This is a genomic window from Trichothermofontia sp. (assembly GCF_053493415.1).
Map to the genome: position 1 here is coordinate 46,082 of NZ_JBRCAD010000010.1, position 19,706 is coordinate 65,787.

31 protein-coding genes are annotated in these 19,706 nt (G+C 51.9%); 4 read left to right on the plus strand and 27 right to left on the minus strand.

Translation table 11 applies throughout. The annotated features are described in order from the left end of the window. The first annotated feature begins 315 nt into the window (after positions 1-315). From hpxO to guaD, 3 genes are all read left to right on the plus strand, one after another. Positions 316-1,479 (plus strand): FAD-dependent urate hydroxylase HpxO, encoded by a 1,164-nt coding sequence (hpxO, locus tag ACWIUF_RS01020; protein WP_448570312.1) that lies wholly within the window; start codon positions 316-318, stop codon positions 1,477-1,479. Positions 1,480-1,544: 65 nt separating this feature from the next. Next, entirely contained in the window at positions 1,545-2,615 is a 1,071-nt protein-coding gene (locus ACWIUF_RS01025; protein WP_448570313.1) for an aromatic ring-hydroxylating dioxygenase subunit alpha, read from the plus strand. A gap of 23 nt (positions 2,616-2,638) precedes the next feature. Then, positions 2,639-4,009: a guanine deaminase gene (gene guaD / locus ACWIUF_RS01030; RefSeq protein WP_448570314.1), complete on the plus strand. Its 1,371-nt coding sequence runs from the start codon at positions 2,639-2,641 to the stop codon at positions 4,007-4,009. A gap of 43 nt (positions 4,010-4,052) precedes the next feature. Here the strand turns inward: guaD and ACWIUF_RS01035 are convergent, their stop codons facing one another. The 23 genes from ACWIUF_RS01035 to ACWIUF_RS01145 form a co-directional block, all read right to left on the minus strand. Further along, positions 4,053-5,927 carry an SUMF1/EgtB/PvdO family nonheme iron enzyme gene (locus tag ACWIUF_RS01035; RefSeq protein WP_448570315.1) on the minus strand — a complete coding sequence of 625 codons (1,875 nt, stop codon included), beginning with the start codon at positions 5,925-5,927 and terminating at the stop codon, positions 4,053-4,055. A gap of 126 nt (positions 5,928-6,053) precedes the next feature. Continuing rightward, positions 6,054-6,482, minus strand: a complete 429-nt coding sequence (locus ACWIUF_RS01040) for a NifB/NifX family molybdenum-iron cluster-binding protein (protein ID WP_448570316.1) — start codon at positions 6,480-6,482, stop codon at positions 6,054-6,056. Between the two features lie 163 nt (positions 6,483-6,645). Continuing rightward, a complete protein-coding gene (locus ACWIUF_RS01045) occupies positions 6,646-7,443 on the minus strand; it encodes a hypothetical protein (RefSeq protein WP_448570317.1) in 798 nt (265 codons plus the stop codon). Positions 7,444-7,555: 112 nt separating this feature from the next. Next, complete coding sequence (locus ACWIUF_RS01050) at positions 7,556-7,783, minus strand: adenine deaminase C-terminal domain-containing protein (protein ID WP_448570318.1); 228 nt, start codon at positions 7,781-7,783, stop codon at positions 7,556-7,558. 5 nt (positions 7,784-7,788) lie between these two features. Beyond that, entirely contained in the window at positions 7,789-8,046 is a 258-nt protein-coding gene (locus tag ACWIUF_RS01055; RefSeq protein WP_448570319.1) for a MoaD/ThiS family protein, read from the minus strand. Positions 8,047-8,153: 107 nt separating this feature from the next. Continuing rightward, the gene (locus ACWIUF_RS01060) at positions 8,154-8,741 is read right to left on the minus strand and encodes a GIY-YIG nuclease family protein (RefSeq protein ID WP_448570320.1); all 588 of its coding nucleotides are present in this window, start codon (positions 8,739-8,741) and stop codon (positions 8,154-8,156) included. Between the two features lie 4 nt (positions 8,742-8,745). Continuing rightward, positions 8,746-10,185 (minus strand): FAD-binding domain-containing protein, encoded by a 1,440-nt coding sequence (locus ACWIUF_RS01065; protein WP_448570321.1) that lies wholly within the window; start codon positions 10,183-10,185, stop codon positions 8,746-8,748. Between the two features lie 18 nt (positions 10,186-10,203). Then, entirely contained in the window at positions 10,204-10,977 is a 774-nt protein-coding gene (locus ACWIUF_RS01070; RefSeq protein WP_448570322.1) for an ABC transporter permease, read from the minus strand. Positions 10,978-11,048: 71 nt separating this feature from the next. Further along, complete coding sequence (locus tag ACWIUF_RS01075) at positions 11,049-11,624, minus strand: DUF5357 family protein (protein WP_448570323.1); 576 nt, start codon at positions 11,622-11,624, stop codon at positions 11,049-11,051. After that, positions 11,621-12,205, minus strand: coding sequence for a filament integrity protein FraC (fraC, locus tag ACWIUF_RS01080; RefSeq protein ID WP_448570324.1), 585 nt, complete (start codon positions 12,203-12,205; stop codon positions 11,621-11,623). Before fraC ends, ACWIUF_RS01075 begins: the two co-directional genes overlap by 4 nt. 706 nt (positions 12,206-12,911) lie before the next feature. After that, positions 12,912-13,124: a type II toxin-antitoxin system HicB family antitoxin gene (locus ACWIUF_RS01085; protein WP_448570325.1), complete on the minus strand. Its 213-nt coding sequence runs from the start codon at positions 13,122-13,124 to the stop codon at positions 12,912-12,914. 4 nt (positions 13,125-13,128) lie between these two features. Beyond that, on the minus strand, positions 13,129-13,257 hold the full coding sequence (locus tag ACWIUF_RS01090) for a DUF4926 domain-containing protein (protein WP_448570326.1): 129 nt from the start codon (positions 13,255-13,257) through the stop codon (positions 13,129-13,131). Between the two features lie 114 nt (positions 13,258-13,371). Then, complete coding sequence (locus ACWIUF_RS01095; RefSeq protein ID WP_448570327.1) at positions 13,372-13,596, minus strand: type II toxin-antitoxin system HicB family antitoxin; 225 nt, start codon at positions 13,594-13,596, stop codon at positions 13,372-13,374. Continuing rightward, positions 13,589-13,849, minus strand: coding sequence for a hypothetical protein (locus tag ACWIUF_RS01100; protein WP_448570328.1), 261 nt, complete (start codon positions 13,847-13,849; stop codon positions 13,589-13,591). The genes ACWIUF_RS01095 and ACWIUF_RS01100 overlap by 8 nt, the downstream gene beginning before the upstream one ends. Then, positions 13,846-14,037 (minus strand): hypothetical protein, encoded by a 192-nt coding sequence (locus tag ACWIUF_RS01105; RefSeq protein WP_448570329.1) that lies wholly within the window; start codon positions 14,035-14,037, stop codon positions 13,846-13,848. Before ACWIUF_RS01105 ends, ACWIUF_RS01100 begins: the two co-directional genes overlap by 4 nt. Continuing rightward, entirely contained in the window at positions 14,038-14,247 is a 210-nt protein-coding gene (locus ACWIUF_RS01110; protein ID WP_448570330.1) for a DUF2283 domain-containing protein, read from the minus strand. A gap of 4 nt (positions 14,248-14,251) precedes the next feature. Beyond that, on the minus strand, positions 14,252-14,491 hold the full coding sequence (locus tag ACWIUF_RS01115; protein WP_448570331.1) for a DUF4926 domain-containing protein: 240 nt from the start codon (positions 14,489-14,491) through the stop codon (positions 14,252-14,254). A 114-nt stretch (positions 14,492-14,605) separates the two neighbouring features. Then, entirely contained in the window at positions 14,606-14,773 is a 168-nt protein-coding gene (locus ACWIUF_RS01120) for a type II toxin-antitoxin system HicB family antitoxin (protein WP_448570332.1), read from the minus strand. Between the two features lie 47 nt (positions 14,774-14,820). Beyond that, on the minus strand, positions 14,821-15,090 hold the full coding sequence (locus ACWIUF_RS01125) for a type II toxin-antitoxin system RelE family toxin (RefSeq protein ID WP_448570333.1): 270 nt from the start codon (positions 15,088-15,090) through the stop codon (positions 14,821-14,823). After that, the gene (locus ACWIUF_RS01130) at positions 15,077-15,268 is read right to left on the minus strand and encodes a hypothetical protein (protein WP_448570334.1); all 192 of its coding nucleotides are present in this window, start codon (positions 15,266-15,268) and stop codon (positions 15,077-15,079) included. Before ACWIUF_RS01130 ends, ACWIUF_RS01125 begins: the two co-directional genes overlap by 14 nt. Positions 15,269-15,351: 83 nt before the next feature. Further along, positions 15,352-15,552 (minus strand): DUF2283 domain-containing protein, encoded by a 201-nt coding sequence (locus ACWIUF_RS01135; protein ID WP_448570335.1) that lies wholly within the window; start codon positions 15,550-15,552, stop codon positions 15,352-15,354. 21 nt (positions 15,553-15,573) lie between these two features. Continuing rightward, entirely contained in the window at positions 15,574-15,786 is a 213-nt protein-coding gene (locus ACWIUF_RS01140; RefSeq protein WP_448570336.1) for a type II toxin-antitoxin system HicB family antitoxin, read from the minus strand. After that, positions 15,776-16,036, minus strand: coding sequence for a type II toxin-antitoxin system HicA family toxin (locus ACWIUF_RS01145; protein ID WP_448570337.1), 261 nt, complete (start codon positions 16,034-16,036; stop codon positions 15,776-15,778). Before ACWIUF_RS01145 ends, ACWIUF_RS01140 begins: the two co-directional genes overlap by 11 nt. Before the next feature lie 485 nt (positions 16,037-16,521). Between ACWIUF_RS01145 and ACWIUF_RS01150 the strand changes: the two genes are divergently transcribed. After that, positions 16,522-17,232, plus strand: a complete 711-nt coding sequence (locus ACWIUF_RS01150; RefSeq protein ID WP_448570338.1) for a Uma2 family endonuclease — start codon at positions 16,522-16,524, stop codon at positions 17,230-17,232. Here the strand turns inward: ACWIUF_RS01150 and ACWIUF_RS01155 are convergent. The 4 genes from ACWIUF_RS01155 to ACWIUF_RS01170 all read right to left on the minus strand — a co-directional run bounded on the left by ACWIUF_RS01155 (position 17,188) and on the right by ACWIUF_RS01170 (position 19,687). Continuing rightward, positions 17,188-17,430, minus strand: a complete 243-nt coding sequence (locus ACWIUF_RS01155; protein WP_448570339.1) for a hypothetical protein — start codon at positions 17,428-17,430, stop codon at positions 17,188-17,190. The genes ACWIUF_RS01150 and ACWIUF_RS01155 overlap by 45 nt on opposite strands. Positions 17,431-17,455: 25 nt before the next feature. Beyond that, entirely contained in the window at positions 17,456-17,692 is a 237-nt protein-coding gene (locus tag ACWIUF_RS01160) for a hypothetical protein (protein ID WP_448570340.1), read from the minus strand. A gap of 63 nt (positions 17,693-17,755) precedes the next feature. After that, positions 17,756-19,018: a SufS family cysteine desulfurase gene (locus ACWIUF_RS01165; protein ID WP_448570341.1), complete on the minus strand. Its 1,263-nt coding sequence runs from the start codon at positions 19,016-19,018 to the stop codon at positions 17,756-17,758. 48 nt (positions 19,019-19,066) lie between these two features. Next, positions 19,067-19,687, minus strand: a complete 621-nt coding sequence (locus tag ACWIUF_RS01170; protein ID WP_448570342.1) for a hypothetical protein — start codon at positions 19,685-19,687, stop codon at positions 19,067-19,069. Between the last annotated feature and the right edge of the window lie 19 nt (positions 19,688-19,706).

Below are 19,706 nucleotides of genomic sequence, written 5' to 3' on the forward strand. Positions count from 1 at the left end.
GAATTGGCGGTTGCGGCAGTTTAACTACCCCCAACCGAGGAGACTACGTTCTTTGTGAGGGCAAAATTTGTATGTTTCGCGGTGCCCTAACGCTAACTTGTTAAATTCAGTACAGCCCTTCCATGCTTGGTGAGGTACAGGCAAGGGGCTTAAGCCCCTTGTTCACAAGGCTTGACAGTACTTCATTAGGGAGGGAAGGGCTGTATGCTAATACCCCCTGTCAAGATCGATGATCAAGGTACTACCCATATTGATAGCAGCCAACATTCAACTGCAAGCGCTAGTAAACACGGCAAAAATTATCAAAAATAAAATATGTACAACTTAAAAGTTGTCATTATTGGTGCGGGCATTGGTGGGCTGACAACTGGCATTGCCCTCCGGCGGCTGGGCTATCAGGTCGATGTCTACGATAAGGCCAGCGCACTCCGGCCAGCAGGGGCTGGCATTTCCCTGTGGTCAAATGGGGTGAAAGTCCTGAATTACCTTGGCTTAGGTGAGGCGATCGCCCGGATAGGGGGGCAGATGGAGCGGATGGAATACCGTTCCCATCAGGATGAATGTTTGAGCGCGATCGACCTGGCTCCCCTATTTCTCCAGGTTGGCCAACGTCCCTATCCCGTATCGCGCACGGAACTCCAGCACCTCCTCCTAGAGGCTTTTGGCGTTGAGGCGGTGCATCTGCAATCGCAATGCATTGCTGTTGAGCAAGATGAGGCGGGGGTAACAGCGATCTTGGCCGGGGGCGATCGGGTGACTGCCGATGTGCTCATTGCCGCTGATGGGATTCATTCGGTTTTACGCGACTATGTGGTGGGCAAGCCAGTTACCCCGCGTTATGCCGGTTATGTGAATTGGAATGGGTTGGTTGCTGGTAGCCCTGCGCTGGGAGATGCCCATACCTGGGTCTTGTACGTGGGCGAGGGCAAACGCGCCGCCATGATGCCCGTGGGCGGCGATCGCTTCTACTACTTTTTTGGCGCACCGATGCCGCAGGGCACGACCCGAGAGCCGTCCCAACGGCAAGCCGAACTCGCCCAGGTGTTCGCCGGGTGGCCTGATCCGGTCCACAAGCTGATCGAGCGTCTTGATCCCTGGCAAACCAATCGCCTAGAGATTCACGATCTTGATCCCCTACCCCAGTGGGTGCGAGGTCGGGTGGCCCTGTTAGGGGATGCGGCCCACGCCTCTACACCAACCTTAGGCCAGGGCGGTTGTCAGGCAATGGAAGATGCGATAATCCTGTCTCATTACCTAGTCACCACCAACCTGGGGGTGGCGGATGCCCTCCAGCGCTATCAAGCAGACCGCCAGGAACGCACGGCAGCCCTGGTCCTCAAGGCCCGCAAACGGGCTGATGTTATCTATGGCAAAGATCCGGCAGTTACCCGCCAATGGTACGACGCCCTACGGCAAGAACCGGCCAGCGAAGTCATCCAGGCCCTGGCCCGTGTTATTCTTGCAGGTCCCTTTCACTAACCCCCCGTCCCTTGTCTGCATCTCTCGCTCAACAACCGTTAGCAACAGGTATTTAAAATCGGCCTATGTTAGTTACCAAACAACCTGTATTCCGTCGCTTTTGGTATCCCGTGATTCCGGTTGCGGCGCTGCAAGGGGGACCACAATCATTTGTCCTACTCGGACAGCCACTGGTGATATGGTTGGATGCGGCAGGGCATCCCTGTGCGGTTGAGGATCGCTGTTGCCACCGTTCCGCCAAACTCTCCCTGGGAAAGGTGGATGGGGGAAAGATTACCTGTCCCTATCATGGTTGGCAGTTTAACGGTCAGGGAACCTGTGTGAAGGTCCCCCAGAAGGGGTGTACGATCGCGCCCAGTTATCGCGTGCGGGCCTATGCTTGTACCGAACGCTATGGCTATGCCTGGGTTTGTTTAGCAGATGAGCCATTGGTGGGGATTCCTGACATTGAAGAGACGCAAGACCCAGCCTATCGCAGCATCCATGAGTTTTATGAAACCTGGCAGTGCGCTGGCCTGCGGGTAATGGAAAATGAGTTTGATTTGGCCCATCCGGCCTTTGTTCACCAGGGAACCTTTGGGACTGAAGAACACACAACCCCCGATTGTCTGACGTTTACGGAAACCGAATGGGGGTTACATGTACATGGGGTTTTAGGCGTCGTTAATCCCGCACTCCAACAGCAGAATTTGCAAATGGATACGGGGGAAACGGTACGTACTTTGGATATGACCTGGTTCATGCCATTTACGGTCAAACTGCGAATTGCCTACCCCAATGGTCGGGTACATATTGTGGTGAATACGATGACCCCGATCGCGGATGATATGTCCCAAATGGTGCAGTTTTGTGTTCGCAACGATACGGAAGCCGATACCCCCGCCGCCGATGTCATCGCCTTCGATCGCGCTGTTACCCTGGAGGACAAGCGAATTCTGGAAAGTACGGATTTCGATGTCCCCCTGAGTCCTAACCGGGAGCAACATATTTTCACCGATAAACCAGGCTTGTTGATGCGTAAGAAATTTGCGACCCTGCTCAAAGCCCACGGGGAAGTGGAACAAACCCGGGAAAGGGAATGCCCGGGTTCCGATCGCCCTCAGCCAGCGGATTGGTCCGTCAAACAAGCCAGTTAATCCATGCTTCCTATGACAGCCCTATGACAGCAATCACTTCTACCCCAACATCTGGCCCTCAGGCATATCGAGCATCCTTATTAGATTTTATTGACGATCCTTTCTACACACCTGAAGCGGATTGTGTGCGTTTTTTCCCAGATGGATTGTTGGTTACTGATCAGGGGCGGGTTCTGGCCATCGGTCCCTATGAGGAACTGGGCGATCGCTATTCGGCGATCCCGGTGACGGCCTATCCAGGGATGTTAATCCTGCCGGGGTTTATTGATATTCATATCCATTACCCCCAAACGGAGATGATCGCCGCTTTTGGTGCACAATTGCTGGAGTGGCTAGCCACCTATACCTTCCCCACGGAACGCCAGTTCAAAGATCGGGCTTATGCCGAAAAAGTCGCTGATTTTTTCCTTGATGAATTGCTTCGCAATGGGACCACTACTGCCCTGGTTTTTGCTACGGTTCATCCAGAGTCGGTGGATGCCTTCTTTGCGGCGGCTGAGCGGCGGCGGCTATGTATGATCGCTGGGAAGGTGATGATGGATCGCAATGCCCCTGATTTTTTGTTAGATACGCCGGAATCGTCCTATCAAGAAACCAAGGCCCTCATTGAAAAATGGCATAAAAAAGGCCGGTTGCGCTACGCCGTGACCCCTCGGTTTGCGGGAACTTCCAGCGAGGCCCAGTTGCAGATGGCGGGGCGACTCTTGCAGGAATATCCTGATGTTCACCTGCATACCCATCTTTCGGAAAATCGGGATGAGGTGGACTGGATAAAAACCCTTTTCCCCAAGTGTTGTTGCTATTTAGATGCCTACGATCGGGCCGGTTTAGTGGGGCCGCGATCGGTCTTTGCGCATGGGATTCATTTGACCCAGGCTGAATTCCAACGGCTATCGGCAGCCCAAGCCGCGATCGCCTTTTGCCCAACCTCGAACCTGTTCCTGGGGAGTGGTCTGTTTCCCCTGGAGCAAGCCAAATCAACGGCAACCCCGATCAAGGTGGGCTTTGGGACTGATATCGGGGCGGGCACCAGTTTTTCGATGTTTCAAACTGCCAATGAAGCCTATAAGGTAGCCCAACTGCGCGGTCAGAAACTCACCCCGTTCCAGGCTCTCTATTTAGCAACCTTGGGCGGTGCCCACGCCCTAGGCCTCCAGACCCAGCTTGGCAACTTCGAGGTGGGGAAGGCGGCTGACTTTATTGTGGTGGATATGCGGGCTACTCCCCTCATGGCCTTCCGGAATTCCGCCCCGACCCCCACGACGATCGCGGCCTTGGCAGAGGCTACCTTTGCCCTGATTATGCTGGGGGACGATCGGGCGATTCACGCCACGTATGTCCTGGGTGAACTGGCCTATGCAAAGTCGTCACTGGCTCAGCAGGCATTGAGGTGATCGCAAAATACCAGAAAAGTGGGATGCACCCGCAGCCATCGTGCTACGAACAAACCACTCGGAACCCAACAAAATTACCCCGGAAGGTTTCCACATTGCGATGACGGCTGATCGATCGACACTGGCGGGGATAGGCATTCCAGGCTCCCCCCCGCAGCACCCGGTAGTGGGGAACCGACGTGGCAGGCTCCCCCCCAGGCGTTGTCCAGGCTTCGCCCTGGGTCGGCGCATTCCCATAATTGGGATGCCAATGATCCAGGCACCACTCCCTGACATTGCCGTGCATATCGTAGAGGCCGAAGGCATTGGGCGGGTAACTCCCGACGGGGGTGGTTTGGGTGCAGCATTGGCCCCGTAGTCCTGGATCGTAGCTAAAGGCTCCGCAACAGTTGGCCAGCTTGGTAGTTATCTGCTCCCCGAAGTGGAAGGGGGTGACGGTCCCGGCCCGACAGGCATATTCCCATTCGGCCTCGCTGGGTAATCGGTATAAGCGTCCCGTTTTGGCCGCGAGCTGCTGACAAAAGGCGACGGCTTCTAGCCAGGATACGGTTTCGATCGGGTGATCGGGATGGCGGAACCAGGCCGGATTCTGGGGCATGAGGGCTTTCCACTGGGCCTGGGTAATGGCGAAGCGCCCCATGAAAAAGGCCGGGAGGGTCACCCAGTGGGCGGGCTGGGCCTCGGCGTCACTACTCGTGGCCGTGGTTGCCCCCATAAGAAAGCGGCCCCCAGGGATCTCGACCATCTCCAACTCAACCCCAGGTGCTAATGCCTCCCGAAAGAACCGAGCCTGGCGTAATTGCCGTGCGCGAACCTGCCCCTGGGCATCCACGGTAATGACTTCAAATTCCGATTGCTGTAGCCATTGGTAAGTCCCGGCTAGAGCGGAGGTTGGCTTTGGCGGGGCCAGGGTGGCGATTGGTGGGGGCACGATCACGGGGGTACCGACTGTGGCCATTGGGGTGGGTTGCGATCGGCCACTGACCTGCTTCAGGCTCAGGGCCACGGCTGGTTGTACCAAGTCCTGTAACACAGCTTCCGCCGTGGCATAACGGTGCTTAATGGGTTTAGCAATCAAACGATCGAGCACTTGAGCCAGCGCCTCACTCACGGGATTACCCTGGAGGGCATCCCGCCAAACCCAGGTGGCATCCCCATAGGAATAGAGATCGAGGGGATTGCAACACCCCGTCAGGAGGGTAATGCTGGTAACCCCCAGGCTGTAAAGATCGCTGGCGAAACAGGCTTTGCCGCTTTCCTGTTCCGGGGCACTGTAGCCCAGGCTATAGATCTTAGTGCCGGTGGCACGCGGTCGCCCCTGGGCCATCCCCGCTGCCCCAAAGTCCACCAGCACCCAGTCCGTGGGCCGCGATTGGGAGCTGGGGGGGATGGCCCCGCCGCGCCAGATCAGGTTATCGGGCTTGATATCGCGGTGGATTACTTGGTGGGCATGGACAAACTGAAGGACCGGCAACAGGCTTTGTAAGAGCGATCGCACCTGGGCTTCCGTAAACACGCCCTGCTGCCGTAGGTGTTGGGTGAGGGTTTGCCCAGCCATGAATTCCTGTACCAAATAGGAATGGCCCTCCTGGGTAAAGTAGGCCAACAGGGCCGGAATTTGGGGATGGGTGCCCAAGAGTTCCAATCGCTGGGCTTCCTGGTGAAACAGTTGCACCGCTTTGGGAAAGTTCCCCTGGGTTGGATGGGCTAAGTAAAGTTGCTTAATGACACAGGGGGGGCGAGAGGGCTTATGTTCGTCGATTGCTCGGAAAGTACGACCAAACCCGCCCTGTCCGATCGCCGCTACTGCCCGATAGCGATCGGACAGTAGTAAACGCGCACCGCAGTGCATACAAAAGCGGGCATTCCCATCCGGAAGGTGGGGGTGATGGCAGTCAGGATTGAGACAGTAGCCCATAGAGCGGTAATCCCTAACCGCTTTAGTGGGCATTCTAGAACGTCAGGCCGCTCTTTAAGCTTAATAAAATTGGGAATTCTGAGTTTTGGGAGGGGGCAACCCCAACCGGGCTGAGGAAAGATTGGCTCAGGCCAACACCTCTCGCCCGGTCCCAGCGTAGTTAACCGCAGGGCGACGGGCTGTCAAGTCCCGTTGGATCGCGCGGTGTAACCAGGGGGGTGGGGTGCCCTGGAGGACCATGCAGAGACGATCGAGGGCATCCGTCATTTTTTCCAAATCAGAAATTGCTTGAATGGGGGTGATTTGGTTTTGGGGTAAGCGTCCAATCGCCCGATCGCGGATATCTGCCACATAGACCAGCGCACAATCGGCGATCGCGGCAATTTTAGTCGCCAGGGGATCGGAGTAACCCGGAGTCATTGGATAACTGGGAAACTCACAGGTCTCTAGCCAGCGATAGCCCCGTGCCGATACCTCATAGATCACCAGCCGACTGGCCCAACCCAAGTGGGCGTTGATGTGCACGAGATCTTGTGTGGCAAAGGCAACTTTCACAGCTTAACCCCTTCACTCGGCTAGGATGGGCGGCCACCAGGCGAATCCAGAGACGGATCGTAACGCTGAGGGTAGATAGCTCAAGTTATATCTGACGATCGCAGGCTAAGACTGCATCGAAACACACACTTCCTGGCCAGTTGGGATGAGGGGGGCGTTGGCTTCAGGTACGGGTGTAGCGGAGGAGGGTTTCCAGGCGATCGATCACCGAGGTATCCCGCTCCGGTAGGGGGCTAGCGAGCAGGGCTTGACACAGTTGGGGCAGGGTGCAGGTGGCTTCAATTTGCCCCTTGAGGTTACCCTCCGGTGAAATGTGTTCGATAAAGACTTGGAAGCACTGAGCGGTGAGGCTGGGGTCAGACAGTACCCCGCTCAAAATGCACCACAGGAGTTCGTAGTGAATCATGAAGATAGGTTCGTCGTCGCCAGGGGTTTCTTCGCTGGCCACGTAGAGCATCCGGATAATGGCCTGTTGGTAGGGTTCGGCCAAGGCGGCCTCTGCTAGGGCATTGGTTAATACGGTTTGATCAAACACCAGAAGGCCGGGCGTTGGGATGTCAGCATCCATGTCTAGGTCATCTTCACACTCATCCAGATCAGGATTGCCCGGTGTATAGCCCATCGGCTGGTAGCGGAGGAGTTCGGCTAGGGCAGCGTCACGATCGGTGGGGAGAAACTCCCAGAGGGAAATGGCCGCATCCAGCATCTCGGTAATATCGGCTTTGGGACAACCATTGGCATCTAGGAAGCGGTTGTCAAACGCCGTTGTCCAGGTTTGCCAAAATACCTGTTCATCGGGAGATTGGCCGATCGCTTGGAGATTAGCGAGGGCATCTTGGCCACTGAGGGCACAGATCACCTGATGCAACTTCAGGCGCAGGCGGGTCTCACGGCGGTTGAGGGGGAGGTGGGTTTGGGTGACAGCCAACTGTTGCAGGCTGTCGTAGAAACTGAGAGTCATGGGAGTCGCTCATGGGTAGGGGTGATTATGCGTTTCTATTACTAGAATGCCCTAGACTAGGGCTTCAGCATACGCGATCGTGTCTAAGTTGGCATCAAACTCAAAAAAACCTTTAGACTTGAGCCAATGGTTCCGGAAATTCCGATACAAAGAGAGACACGAACTCGAAATCCTGACTATTAAAAAGACCTCGATCGCTGAGTTTGAGTTCCGGAATCACCCATAACGCCATAAAGGAAAGGGTTATGAACGGGGCACTGAGGGCAGATCCCAATTGTTTCGCCCCTGCATCCAGGTGGGCATAGCGAGCCGCCACGGTTTCGCCATCTGGATCACGCATGACACTCAGCCCCCACTCACTGGCGGAATCAGCACAACCTCATCCCCTGGTTGCAACACCGTGTCTGGTTCGACAAATTGCAAATTAATGCCAAAGCGGGTCACACTGCGCCATTGTTCCAGTTCCGGATGTTCCGCAAGCAAGCGATCGCGCACAGCGGCTACCGGCGTCCCTGGAGGAAAGGTGAGGGATAATTCCGGCACGCCATAGGCTTCCTGGTAGGCAGCAAACAGTTTGACGGTGATGGTGAGAGTATCAGACATAAGATTTAGCAAAGATTGAGCAGGTTAGTAAACACCAAGACACCAAGGCACCAAGCGAGCACGGAGAGGAAGGATAGCGCTAAAATTCAAGATTCAAAATTCAAAATCTAGGTTTCTCCCACGAACGGAGTGGCCCACAGTTCCCAGTTTTCCTTGTTGAAGGGCGATCGCCATTTTTCGATGAGGGCCAGTTCCAGTTTTTGGCGGGCGCGGCGATCGCGGGGGGCATGGGGCCAAAAGCGAATATTGACGGTGACGGGTAAATCGTGGGGACGGTGGGCGGCGAGGTAATTGTGGAGATAGCGTTTACAGTCGTGTTCGCCTTTCCAGCGTTGATTGGATTTGATCGTTTCTCCCACATAGAGCAAGAGGGGTAACTCATCATCGATGACAAAATACAGGGCCGCTACCCCCGTACTGTCGAATTTGCCCCGCCAAAATTCTGTGTTTTGAGGGGGCAGTTGAAACGGGTCGATCGTCCAAGGCTTGGGGGTACTTTCGGTGGGAATTTCCTGCCTGGTGAACAGGGTGCCTTGGGTGAGGACAGGGGTTTGGCGGACCTGCTGTTGGAATTGAAAAACGCGCTGTTTCCAGGCTTGCAGCGCCGCCGCACCCATGCGGAGAGGTTCCGTCGGACACTGGTAGGTGCTGAGGGCTTGTTCACGGACTGAAAAGAGTGACAATTGCTCCGACATGGGGTTACCCGTGGCGACTTTTTTGTTGCTGATACAGGTCTTTGAACCGTTGCTGTTGCTGGCGATGATCCACGATCGGCATCACGTAGCCACAGCGATCGCACTCCCCTGGAGCAATCTTCCCGGTTACCAAGGCTTCCGTTTCAACACCGCGCAATTCCGGTAACCACTGGCGAATATAGTCGGCTTCCGGATCAAATTTGCTGGCCTGACTGGCGGGATTAAAAATACGCAAGGGTTTCGGGTCCATGCCACAGGAAGCACTCCACTGCCAGCCGCCATTATTGGACGCTAAATCGCCATCAATCAGGTGTTGCATAAAGTATTTTTCTCCCCATTGCCAATCGATCAGCAAATCTTTGGTTAAAAAGCTGGCCACAATCATGCGACAACGGTTATGCATCCACCCCGTCTCATGCAATTGGCGCATGGCAGCATCAACGATCGGGTATCCCGTCCGACCTTCACACCAAGCTTGAAAATAATCCTCGTTATTCTCCCAAGGAAAATCGGCAAAGGTGCGATTGTAGGGGCCTTGGGTGAGTTCGGGGAAATGGTACAGGGCGTGGTGATAAAACTCCCGCCATGCCAGTTCTTTTTGCCAGGTTTCGATACTGGTCCGGGCTTCATCGCTGCGGGCCTGGGCAGCCACATCACTCGCCGCCTGCCACAGGGTCCGAATCCCGATCGCGCCCAATTTCAACGCCGCACTCAGTTGCGAGGTTCCGGCCACACCGGGAAAATTCCGTTGTTCAGCATAGGTCGTTAGGGCACGATCGCAAAAATCATCCAGTAGTCTCTGGGCCGCAGCTTCCCCTGGCTCAATCAGTAAGTCACCTTCCCAAGGGAATCCCAACGCCTTAGCTGTGGGCAATTGGGTCAAGCAACTGGCTTGCTCCGCCTGGGTCTGTTCCGCTGCGGTTAGCCCCTGGAGGGATGACGGGCGATCGCAGGGAGGGGCTTTGGGATGGCTGGACCAATTTTTCCAGAAGGGGGTATAGACGGTGTAGGGTGTCCCGGTGGCGGTGGTAATGGTGTCAGGAGCGTGCATTAAATGATCCCAGGTTTGGCGCGTGGCAATGCCCTGGGCCTGGAGGGCGGCGGCAACTTGAGCATCCCGCGATCGGGCGTAGGGTTCCCCGTCCAAATTCCAGGCAACATGGGTAGCCCGGAGGGCCGTGGCGATCGCGGGAATGGCCTGCACGGGATCGGCTTGCAGGAACAGCAGTTGACTGCCTAGGGCCTGATAGCTAGTTTGGAGGGATTGCAGACAACCGAGGAGATAGGCAATCCGCACGGGGGCAATATCATCCTGCTCCAATAGGTTGGGATCAAAGCAGAACACCCCCACAACCTTGGGACTGCGTTGACAGGCGTGGGTGAGTCCCCAGTTATCCGTCAGGCGCAGATCGCGACGATGCCAAAAAAGAATGAGGTCAGGCATAGTAAAGCAGGAGCGATATTAGAATTGTCGCCGAGCAAAGATCAAACTTGCCAGGAGCAATAACAACAGGGTATAGAGCACAGCATAGCCCGCACTGGAGGCCAACATCAGGGGATCGGGTATGGCACCGTAGACAGCTTCGTTCCTTAAGTTGAGGCGACTCAGATCCGGCAAAACTAGATAAAATCTTTGAATGATTTCTTGTAGTCTAGGGTTTTTACTCAGGGCAGCTAGGGCAACAATATCACGGCTGAGGTGTCCCATCAGGTATACAGCAAAAGTCATTAGGGTTGCGAGTAAGGGGCTGGTAAATACCCCGAATAAAATGGCGACAGCAGTGATAAGGGAAAGTTCAAGAAAGAGATAGAAAACAGCGACTAAAAGACTAACTATCGGATAGCTAATATTATTCAAAGTTAGGATTAGAAAGTAGATGGCTGTGGTAGCCAGGACCAGCACCGCGACGACGGCTGACAGACCAATGTGCTTACCAAAAATGAACTCCGAGCGACTGATTGGCTTAGACAACATGACTAGAACAGTACGTTTGTCGATTTCCTTATTAACCAAACCTGTACCAACGAAGACGGTCACGAGTAACCCCAGTAAACCGATCGCGGCCATGCCCAGATTCAGCAAGATCCGATCTTCTTCGCCTGCTGATACCCAGGGTAGGAGTTGATTAGCCGCCGACAGAAAAATGGCAAAGAGTGCAATCAAGTACAGGACGCGATCGCGGATCACTTCCTGGAACACATTGGCCGATAGAACAAAGATTCTACCCAGATTCACCGTTATCTTCTCCTTCGCACCGGGATGGTTAGCAATCTAAACGAGTATCCAAACTAGAAAGCTTAGCTATTTTAGCGATCCGATAAACTTAGGGCAACCCATTTTTCCACAATAAAATAAAATCGTAACCAACAACTGAGGAGTAAATTTCCTAGGAACAACAGCATGATATCACGACGATTATCAATAATTTTTTGGCGGCTTTTGGGATCTGAGTCAGATTCCGAAAATCGCACCCCTGGGTCATGGAGTTTGGGCCAAAGGGCGATCGCGACAGAAATAAGAGGCCAACTGGCTGCCGTATAGATCAGCACGAGATTAGGATGATCGAGGAGCCAACCTTTGAACAAAACGAAACAGACAAAAATCCCTGTAAGCCAAGGGCCAATGAAAAACTGTTGCGCGATCGATACTTTTTTGGGATTTTGAAAAGTCCACCAATGAAGACTAATAATAGCAAAAATCCAGCCTAAGGTTTCCAGGATGAACTTAAGAAATCGAGCATTAGCTAAGTAAGAAAGCAAAAAAGAAAATATACTGACTAGGGCAAAAGTTTGCCAAGAAGAGGTTTGTGGTGGGATAAGAATATCTACTTTTTTCTTGAGAAAATCATCAATTTTCTTGAGTTTTTGTATGATGTTCTTCATGGCTTCACCCAGGCTCTAATTCTTAGGTAATTAATCAGGAGAATTAGAATCAGACAAGCGGTAAGTTGACTTAGGAAGGTAGCCGTAATAACTGTGCCGGTGAGATCAGGTAGTACAGGCCCCGCCTGCTGACGGTTTTGGACTTGTTTTTTGTAGGATAAATAGATTTTACTAGGGGATGGGCCGATAGTACGATCGACGGCTGCTTCAGGCAGGGATAATAGGTTTTGCAATAAGCCTAATCCGATTCGTTTGATAATGGCATTACCTAAAAATATAGCGAGATAAATCAAGACAAACATCACATGATTGATTAAAATAGGTTCTTGTAATTCCTTGTCAAAAAGGCTAAAACGCGTGAGGAGTTTTTGAACCTGATCTGATAAGAAAGGCTCGATCGAAAAGAATACTAACCAACCAATGGCAGTAGCAAATAAATTGCTGATGGTTCCATACTGCACGCTGGTCCGCTGACTCCACTTTTGTTTACGATGCAGCACCCAACTTTCGATCGTAATCGTGATCAACAACAAGAGGACCTGAATTAATAGCAAGCGTACCCACAATCCAATCGCGGTCACGCCATCTGCTCCTGTTAACCCGTTGTCCCTAGCCTAGCGGTTGACGGCTAAATTGGGTAGAGGGCAAGAGGAAATAAGGAAGTAGAAGAGGGGCAAGAGGCGCGTTTATGCACAGATAACAGATAGTGGGCAGCCGGGCTTGCCTAGGCCAATGGGTGACTGAGAATCGGGAAGGTCGAAATAGAACGATTGTTCTGTAATAAGAGCAAGGAGGATGAGAATGATGGACAACGCAGAACCCAAACTCAGGGACATTACCAGCAAGCGGGATCGGCTAGAGGCGGAGTCAACTCAGTTTACCAAGCGATTCAGCGTTGAGTATCCTCAAGAATCCATAGCTGGCGATCGATGATTCTCTGGGAGAGGCTAGGGATAAGGCCCTGTAGTCGTGAAATAGGGTGTTCTTTATCTTGTTGATTGGTTCGTAGGACAATCTTAAACTTCATACACGGGCTGTAGTTGAATGGGTTGCTTGGTTGCTTGATGGATGGTGGGGATGGGAAGGGTGAGGGCAACGATGTCGTAGGGTTTGATGGGCATGGTGCAGTTCCCTAATAAGGGTAGGGGCGGGTTCGCCGTTATGTTTGCCTACCTACGGACAATCTTAATAAACCCGCCCGGTGGTATCTGGGCATATTCAAGATCACGTATATCTACAGTAATTCTAATTTTTTCAGATGGGAGACTCATGGGTTCTATCTTGTTCTTAAGCAAACAATAACCGTCCCTTTGGCTCTGGAATTGAGCGTCCTAATAATTGGGCGGTTTCAATCCATTCTTGAATAATGATTTCAGCATTTTTGACGGCTTCTTGATAGGTCGCACCATCGGCGGCACAGCCAGGGAGTTCGGGAACTTCAACGATAAAGGCTTGATCGACTTCACTCCAGTAAATGATGAGGGCATAGCGGGGTGTCATGTTATTAGGCGTTGATTAGTTGGGGTTCATGGAGAAGCAGGAGCAGTTGGTGGGCGGGGATGGTTTCCATTGCGTAGGTATGGCCCTGGTTGTCGGCGAAGTCGATGAGGAAGGCTTGGCCGTCAAAGGGCATGGTGCAGTTCCATAATAATGGTAGGGGCGGGTTTGCCGTGATTTTTGACTGCCTACGGACAACCTTAATAAACCCGCCTGGTGGCATCTAAGCTGACTGCATGTCGTCTTCTCTTCATGCCAGTTGCAGGGATTGGCCAAAGAGTTGCGGTTTGGGTAGGGGATTACCCTCATCTAGGGTGGATTCGGTGAGCAGTTCGAGGACTTCTTGGGCGTTCTGGAGGGCTTCTTCGTAGGTGTCGCCGTGGGTGTGGCAATATTCACCCCATTCTGGCAGACTCACGACATAACACTGATCTGCTTCTGACCATTGGATGATAATGGTGTATTGGCTATTCATGATTTTCTTGCTCATCGGGTAAGGTTAGGATTTCGTCTTCGATCAGTTCTGGTAGGTTTTCTGTATGCACATGGAGATGGCAAACTGAACCCGTCAGTTCGGCAAGAATGTCACCTTTTTGGTCATCTGTCAGGTTGGTGAGTTTGAGTTGGCTGAGTAGGAAGACAACTTTTTCGCATTCCTCACCAAGTTCTGCCAGGAGGGTTGACAGTGTAGGGTTTACTTGTAGGGGTTTTTGAATACTGGAGATCATTGGCCTCGCCTCAGTCGTTTTTCTGCTCTAGCTAGACTTTTCTGTAAACCGGCAATTTCTTTTTGCCAATAGTGAATCAGGTTTTCATCGGGTATAGGCTTCTGTTGTTCGTTCGCAATTTTTTCATAGTGGATTTCAATTTGTCGTCGAATGCTGTCAACAGATTTACGAAACTGCTTCTTAGACAATCACACCTCCATTGAGATAGCTAATTGCCGATCCTTCGGGTTAAATAATTGACGTTTAGTGGCATTGAGAAATTCGATACTAAGCAACTCCTCGTTTTCATCATAGCTAACAATGATGCCGCCTGGTTCGGAGATGCCATTGACGGGAAATCCTTCACGGAGAATAAAAATCAGGATGTCGGCTTCAGCATTATATTTAACGTTCATCATTGTTTTAGGCGTTGGTTAGTTGGGGTTCATGGAGGAGCAGGAGCAGTTGGTGGGCAGGGACGGTTTCCATTGCGTAGGTGTGGCCCTGGTTGTCGGCGAAGTCAATGAGAAAGGCTTGGCCGTCAAAGTCCATGAGGACGGTGCCAACTTGACCGGGTTGTAGCTGGATGGGTTGCTTGGTTTCTTGATGGATGGTGGGGATGGGGAGGGTGAGGGCAACGATGTCGTAGGGTTTGATGGACATGGCACAGTTTCATAATAATGGTAGGGGCGGGTTTGCCGTGATTTTTGCCTGCCTACGGACAACCTTAATAAACCCGCCCGGTGATATCCATGCTGACTGCATGGCGTCTTCTCCTCATGCCGGTTGCAGGGATTGGCCAAAGAGTTGCGGGGTGGGTAGGGGCTTACCCTCATCTAGGGTGGATTCGGTGAGCAGTTCGAGGACTTCTTGGGCATTTTGGAGCGCTTCTTCGTAGGTGTCGCCGTGGGTATGACAATATTCACCCCATTCTGGCAGACTCACGACATAACACTAGTCTGCTTCTGACCATTGGATGATAATGGTGTATTTCATGGTAAGTCTCGATAGACATCGCGACGATGACGAATATAGTGAATCAAGATGCAGGCAGCATCAGTATCAACTTCGTAGATGATGCGATAGTCACCTACGCGAATGCGATAAAGCCCTTCCGTTCCTTTAAGTTTGATCGCTTGGACGGGGAATGGCTCATTAGCTAATGCCTCGATGCGAGTCAAGATCCTATCGCAGTTTTCGGCGGATAATTTGCGTAGGTCTTTCTCGATGGATGGCTGCAAGCTGATCTCATAGGGTGACATCGCGTTTTAGCCTCTGCTTTAGTTCAGCTAGACTAATGGGTTGTTCGCTGCGACGTTCGGCAACGATGGCGAGATCGTGCAGGTCTTCCAGGAGTTGCTCATATTGTTCGATGGGTAGGATGACGGCGGTTTTGGTGCCATCAGGGGTGACAATATACTGTTCTAGCGCTGGTTTCATGGTGTCTTGTCCTCAGAGGTAGTTCGGATTGATACCCAATTTTGAATTTTGAATTCTCAATTGTTATTGATTTTTTCCATTGCTCACGTTGAGATCGTTAATTGCAGGTCTTGAGGGTTAAATAGCTGGCGTTTGGAGGCGTTGAGAAATTCGATACTAATGGGTTCTTCGTTTTCGTCATAACTAACTATGACACCGCCCGGTTCGGAGATGGCATTAAAGGGAAAGCCCTCACGAAGAATGAAAATAAGGATGTCGGCTTCGGCATCATATTTAATGTTCATGAAAGTTTTTTTCGCTTGTTCTTAAGCAAACAATAACCGTCCCTTTGGCTCTGGAATTGAGCGTCCTAATAATTGGGCGGTTTCAATCCATTCTTGAATAATGATTTCAGCATTTTTGACGGCTTCTTGATAGGTCACACCATCGGCGACGCAGCCAGGGAGTTCGGGAACTTCAACGATAAAGGCTTGATCGACTTCACTCCAGTAAATGATTAATTCATATTTAATCTGCATCTTTCCCTCCGAGTTGATATTTCAGAATAAGGTTACGAATTTGTTTGACTTGGTAGGCTTTGGCTTTGCCTTGCTGGGGTTGAATGTTGAGAATTTCGGTGACTCCTTCTTTGTAGAAAATGTGGTGGCTGCTTTGTATCCGTTCGTCAAAACCGAGGGTTCTTAAGAGTTGACATAGTGACTCAAAGGGAATGTTGGCATCAGCACGCCCCAGTAAGATCTTGACTAGCAGTTTATCGCGCTGACTCATTGCCTTCACCCGGACGATCGCCGATTTCACTCTCGCGGATCATTGCAAAGACGAGGTTGAGTTCAGCTTGTGCGGCTTCTGGGGGGTTCCCCACGCGTGACAACCTGCGATCGCGGGAACGTAGGCAACGAAGGTCCCGTTGTCATCTGGACGCAGGCTAACCGTGTAGTCTTGGAGCGATCGCATGTTGATAGAAACCAGTAACGACGTGGTCATGCTATCTTAACAGGCTATCCATGTTAAAGACGGGTTGCATGACGGTTTTGAATTCGGGGAGGGAAACCACGAAACAGTTGTCATTTGGCTGCCAGCTAATCTCATAGGGTGGCATCGCGTTTTAGCCTCTACTTTAGCAGCTAGACTAAGGGGTTGCTCACTATGGCGTTCCGACCCCAGTCCGCGATTGTCCAGATATGTCAGCGATGCTAAAGCTATGGATGCCATATAGGACCCTCGCTTGTGGGGTAGGCATCCTGCCTGTCCCGATGTTCAAAGAAACTGCTTTTGGTAAACTGAAAGCAGGGATTGGGCTAAGTTCATCTATGGCGATCGCGATCGAACCCGCAATTCAACCGAAACCCCTTAGCGTTGACGAGTTTCTCGATCGTTATGGGGGGGATAACCGCTACGAACTGATCGATGGCGAGGTATTTGATTTGGAACCCACCGGGCTACATGAAGAAGTTGCCGCCTTCATTACCGCAAAAATCTGTGTCCAGATTGACGCAATGGGTTTACCTTGGTTTGTCCTCCAGCGGGGACTCTTGCGCCCTGCTAACAGTACGATGACCGCAATGCGACCCGATGTTGCTGTTGTCGATCGTGATGAACTCATTAAAGAACCCCTTTGGTCTGAGCAATCCATCCTAACTCTAGGCAGTTCGCTGAAATTTATTGCAGAAGTCGTTAGTAGCAATTGGCAAAATGATTATGCACGTAAAGTTGAAGACTATGCCGCTTTAGGCATTGTCGAATATTGGATCGCTGACTATGCGGGATTAGGGGGCATTCGACACATTGGCAAACCCAAACAACCTACCCTTTCTGTCTGTCAGCTAGTGGATGAAGAGTATACCATTCAGCAATTTCGCGGTGATCAGACGATTATTTCTGCAACCTTCCCACACTTAAAACTAACGGCAGCACAGGTGTTAAACGCTGGTCGATCGCAACCCCACGATACCGCCCAAGGTTAACCTGACCTTTTCGGCAGGATAGTTAGCGTGAGTCACGACCAGCTTATAGCCAGAGGCAGGATTGAAGATCCGACAGGTGCCGTCTCGATCGCCAACTAACATCAGCACCTTGGGAGGAAAAAACACGGGATCAACCCAGAGTTCAAGGAACTTCCAATGGCTAGCCTGTGCTGCGAGGGTCGGTACGTGGGATTGCATAATACTCACCAGCGTTCATACTCATTTATTCTGGTCGGCTTTCTGTAAATCCCTCAATCGCTAGAAGCATTCCTTGCGAAGCAGGTTCTAAAACTGTTGCAGCAACTTGCAAATCCGCTAAGGCTTGGCTAAATTCTTCTGAATCGGGATCGGTAGATTCAAGGATTTTGATCGCATTCTGAGCTTTCTCTAAATAGGGTAGATAGTCAGCAATGTGGCGTTTTAGACTCATTAATGCGCGATCGAATAATTCAGTAGTCATCGATTAAATGACCGGGGCTAGCCCCGGTGTTTGTACCATTGATTACAATGTGACTCTTCTGCCCTACCCAAAAATCTCGCCAAAAAAGTCGATCGCGTCTTTTAACGCCACAATAAAGCGATCGATTTCCTCATGGGTATTGTAGAAATAGAGACTCGCACGGGCGGTTGATTGAAGCCCCAGATACCGGTGCAAGGGTTGCGTGCAATGATGCCCTGCCCGAATCGCAATCCCGGCTTGATCCAAAATCGTCGAAAGGTCATGGGGATGCACTTCACCCGTCGTAAACGACGCCAACGCCGCCCGACCCGATCCATCCGCTGCTGGCAACGGACCATAGACTTTCACCGAAGGCAACGTTTGCAACTGGCGGAACAGATAGGCCGTCAACTCATGCTCATAGGCTTCAATCTGATCCATGCCAATTTGGGTGAGGTAATCCACCGCTGCACCGAGGGCGATCGCTTCCCCGATCGCGGGCGTCCCCGCCTCGAACTTGTGGGGCACATCAGCATAGGTGGCATGATCCAAAAACACGTCCGCAATCATTTCGCCCCCTCCCAAAAACGGTGGCATCGATCGCAATACCTCCCGCTTGCCATAGAGGAAACCAATTCCCGTTGGCGCACACATTTTATGACCTGATGCGACGAGCCAATCGCAATCCATCGCCTGCACATCGATCGCGAGATGGGGCATACTTTGGCAGGCATCAATCAACACCTTCGCCCCCACTGCATGGGCCAGCGTCGTAATTTCCGTCACTGGATTAATGCAACCCAAGGTATTCGACACATGGACCACTGCAACCAGCTTTGTGCGATCGTTCAACAGGGATTGATACTGCTCTAAATCAAACTCACCCGTCGGCGTCAATTCCACATAGCGCAATACGGCCCCCGTCTTCTGGGCCACCAACTGCCAGGGAATAATATTACTGTGGTGTTCCATCACCGACAGCACAATCTCATCGCCTGCTTGCAGCGTATTCAAGCCCCAGCTATAGGCCACCAAATTAATCGCCTCACTGGCATTGCGGGTAAAGACAATTTCCTGATGCGATCGCGCCTTCACAAATCGGGCTACCTTCTCCCGTGCCCCCTCATAGGCATCGGTAGCTTTGGCACTTAGGGTGTGTACCCCTCGATGCACATTCGAGTTGTATTGCTCATAGTAATCCCGCAGGACATTGAGGACGACTAATGGCTTTTGCGACGTGGCCGCATTATCCAAATAGGCCAAGGGTTGGCCGTGCACGTCCTGATGCAGGATGGGGAAATCAGCCCGAACTTTGGCCGCTAGTGTTTTTTCTTGGATGAGAGTCATGGGATTAGGAAGAAGGAAAAAGGAAAAAGGAAAAAGTTGGTTTGAAAGTTAGGCGTTGATTAGGCTAGGTTGGTAAAAGTCGAGGATCGTTTGTAAGCAGCCGAGGATTAGGGGGATTTCGTTGATGAAATAGAGGCGGTTGTCGATATGGAAGTTGCGATCGCGGAGGCGCAGAAATTGCCACATCTCACCTGTGGTTACGCAACCAAAGATCGTCTCTAGCTCAGGATGCCGCCGTTGATTAAACTGCTGAGCAGCCACCATTTGTGCAGAACACTGATTAATGCCGCTCTCTAGATCCTGTTTCTCAGCCTCAACCAGACAACAGATTGGCCGCACGATGATATCGGTCATCTCTCCTAGGGCCAGGATGAAGTCACATTCGCCAACCAAACCCCGATCGCGATCGACCTCTAGATTTTTGCCAGAGTAGATCGCTAGCTTACCGGGATTTCGATTCGCTATTTCCAGCAAAAGGGGCATGACCACTAACTCCGATCGGGCCTTCTCACTGGCGGAAGCCGACATAAATTGACGACTGATGGCAAGGGTCTGTTCTAACCAGTGACTCATGACCAAAGGTGTAACTTCTGGAAATAACGACGATCGTCGTATTTCCAGATCAAATTCGTTTGCCACCCGCTCTAGGGTAAAGTCACTGTAGGCCATTGCCGCTTACCCTCCTGCA

Excerpts from the sequence above, each read along its gene's own strand:
- ACWIUF_RS01170 (WP_448570342.1), bottom strand. The coding sequence starts at position 19,687 with ATGGCCTACAGTGACTTTACCCTAGAGCGGGTGGCAAACGAATTTGAT.
- guaD (WP_448570314.1), top strand. The coding sequence starts at position 2,639 with ATGACAGCAATCACTTCTACCCCAACATCTGGCCCTCAGGCATATCGA.
- ACWIUF_RS01130 (WP_448570334.1), bottom strand. The coding sequence starts at position 15,268 with ATGAAACCAGCGCTAGAACAGTATATTGTCACCCCTGATGGCACCAAA.
- ACWIUF_RS01085 (WP_448570325.1), bottom strand. The coding sequence starts at position 13,124 with ATGACACCCCGCTATGCCCTCATCATTTACTGGAGTGAAGTCGATCAA.
- ACWIUF_RS01035 (WP_448570315.1), bottom strand. The coding sequence starts at position 5,927 with ATGGGCTACTGTCTCAATCCTGACTGCCATCACCCCCACCTTCCGGAT.
- ACWIUF_RS01155 (WP_448570339.1), bottom strand. The coding sequence starts at position 17,430 with ATGCAATCCCACGTACCGACCCTCGCAGCACAGGCTAGCCATTGGAAG.
- ACWIUF_RS01125 (WP_448570333.1), bottom strand. The coding sequence starts at position 15,090 with ATGTCACCCTATGAGATCAGCTTGCAGCCATCCATCGAGAAAGACCTA.
- ACWIUF_RS01115 (WP_448570331.1), bottom strand. The coding sequence starts at position 14,491 with ATGTCCATCAAACCCTACGACATCGTTGCCCTCACCCTCCCCATCCCC.
- ACWIUF_RS01145 (WP_448570337.1), bottom strand. The coding sequence starts at position 16,036 with ATGAGTCAGCGCGATAAACTGCTAGTCAAGATCTTACTGGGGCGTGCT.
- ACWIUF_RS01095 (WP_448570327.1), bottom strand. The coding sequence starts at position 13,596 with ATGAATAGCCAATACACCATTATCATCCAATGGTCAGAAGCAGATCAG.
- ACWIUF_RS01100 (WP_448570328.1), bottom strand. The coding sequence starts at position 13,849 with ATGATCTCCAGTATTCAAAAACCCCTACAAGTAAACCCTACACTGTCA.
- ACWIUF_RS01025 (WP_448570313.1), top strand. The coding sequence starts at position 1,545 with ATGTTAGTTACCAAACAACCTGTATTCCGTCGCTTTTGGTATCCCGTG.
- ACWIUF_RS01045 (WP_448570317.1), bottom strand. The coding sequence starts at position 7,443 with ATGACTCTCAGTTTCTACGACAGCCTGCAACAGTTGGCTGTCACCCAA.
- ACWIUF_RS01055 (WP_448570319.1), bottom strand. The coding sequence starts at position 8,046 with ATGTCTGATACTCTCACCATCACCGTCAAACTGTTTGCTGCCTACCAG.
- ACWIUF_RS01165 (WP_448570341.1), bottom strand. The coding sequence starts at position 19,018 with ATGACTCTCATCCAAGAAAAAACACTAGCGGCCAAAGTTCGGGCTGAT.
- ACWIUF_RS01090 (WP_448570326.1), bottom strand. The coding sequence starts at position 13,257 with ATGCCCTTTGACGGCCAAGCCTTCCTCATCGACTTCGCCGACAACCAG.
- hpxO (WP_448570312.1), top strand. The coding sequence starts at position 316 with ATGTACAACTTAAAAGTTGTCATTATTGGTGCGGGCATTGGTGGGCTG.
- ACWIUF_RS01150 (WP_448570338.1), top strand. The coding sequence starts at position 16,522 with ATGTTCAAAGAAACTGCTTTTGGTAAACTGAAAGCAGGGATTGGGCTA.
- ACWIUF_RS01065 (WP_448570321.1), bottom strand. The coding sequence starts at position 10,185 with ATGCCTGACCTCATTCTTTTTTGGCATCGTCGCGATCTGCGCCTGACG.
- ACWIUF_RS01160 (WP_448570340.1), bottom strand. The coding sequence starts at position 17,692 with ATGACTACTGAATTATTCGATCGCGCATTAATGAGTCTAAAACGCCAC.
- ACWIUF_RS01135 (WP_448570335.1), bottom strand. The coding sequence starts at position 15,552 with ATGAACATTAAATATGATGCCGAAGCCGACATCCTTATTTTCATTCTT.
- ACWIUF_RS01110 (WP_448570330.1), bottom strand. The coding sequence starts at position 14,247 with ATGATGAACGTTAAATATAATGCTGAAGCCGACATCCTGATTTTTATT.
- ACWIUF_RS01140 (WP_448570336.1), bottom strand. The coding sequence starts at position 15,786 with ATGCAGATTAAATATGAATTAATCATTTACTGGAGTGAAGTCGATCAA.
- ACWIUF_RS01050 (WP_448570318.1), bottom strand. The coding sequence starts at position 7,783 with ATGCGTGATCCAGATGGCGAAACCGTGGCGGCTCGCTATGCCCACCTG.
- ACWIUF_RS01075 (WP_448570323.1), bottom strand. The coding sequence starts at position 11,624 with ATGAAGAACATCATACAAAAACTCAAGAAAATTGATGATTTTCTCAAG.
- ACWIUF_RS01060 (WP_448570320.1), bottom strand. The coding sequence starts at position 8,741 with ATGTCGGAGCAATTGTCACTCTTTTCAGTCCGTGAACAAGCCCTCAGC.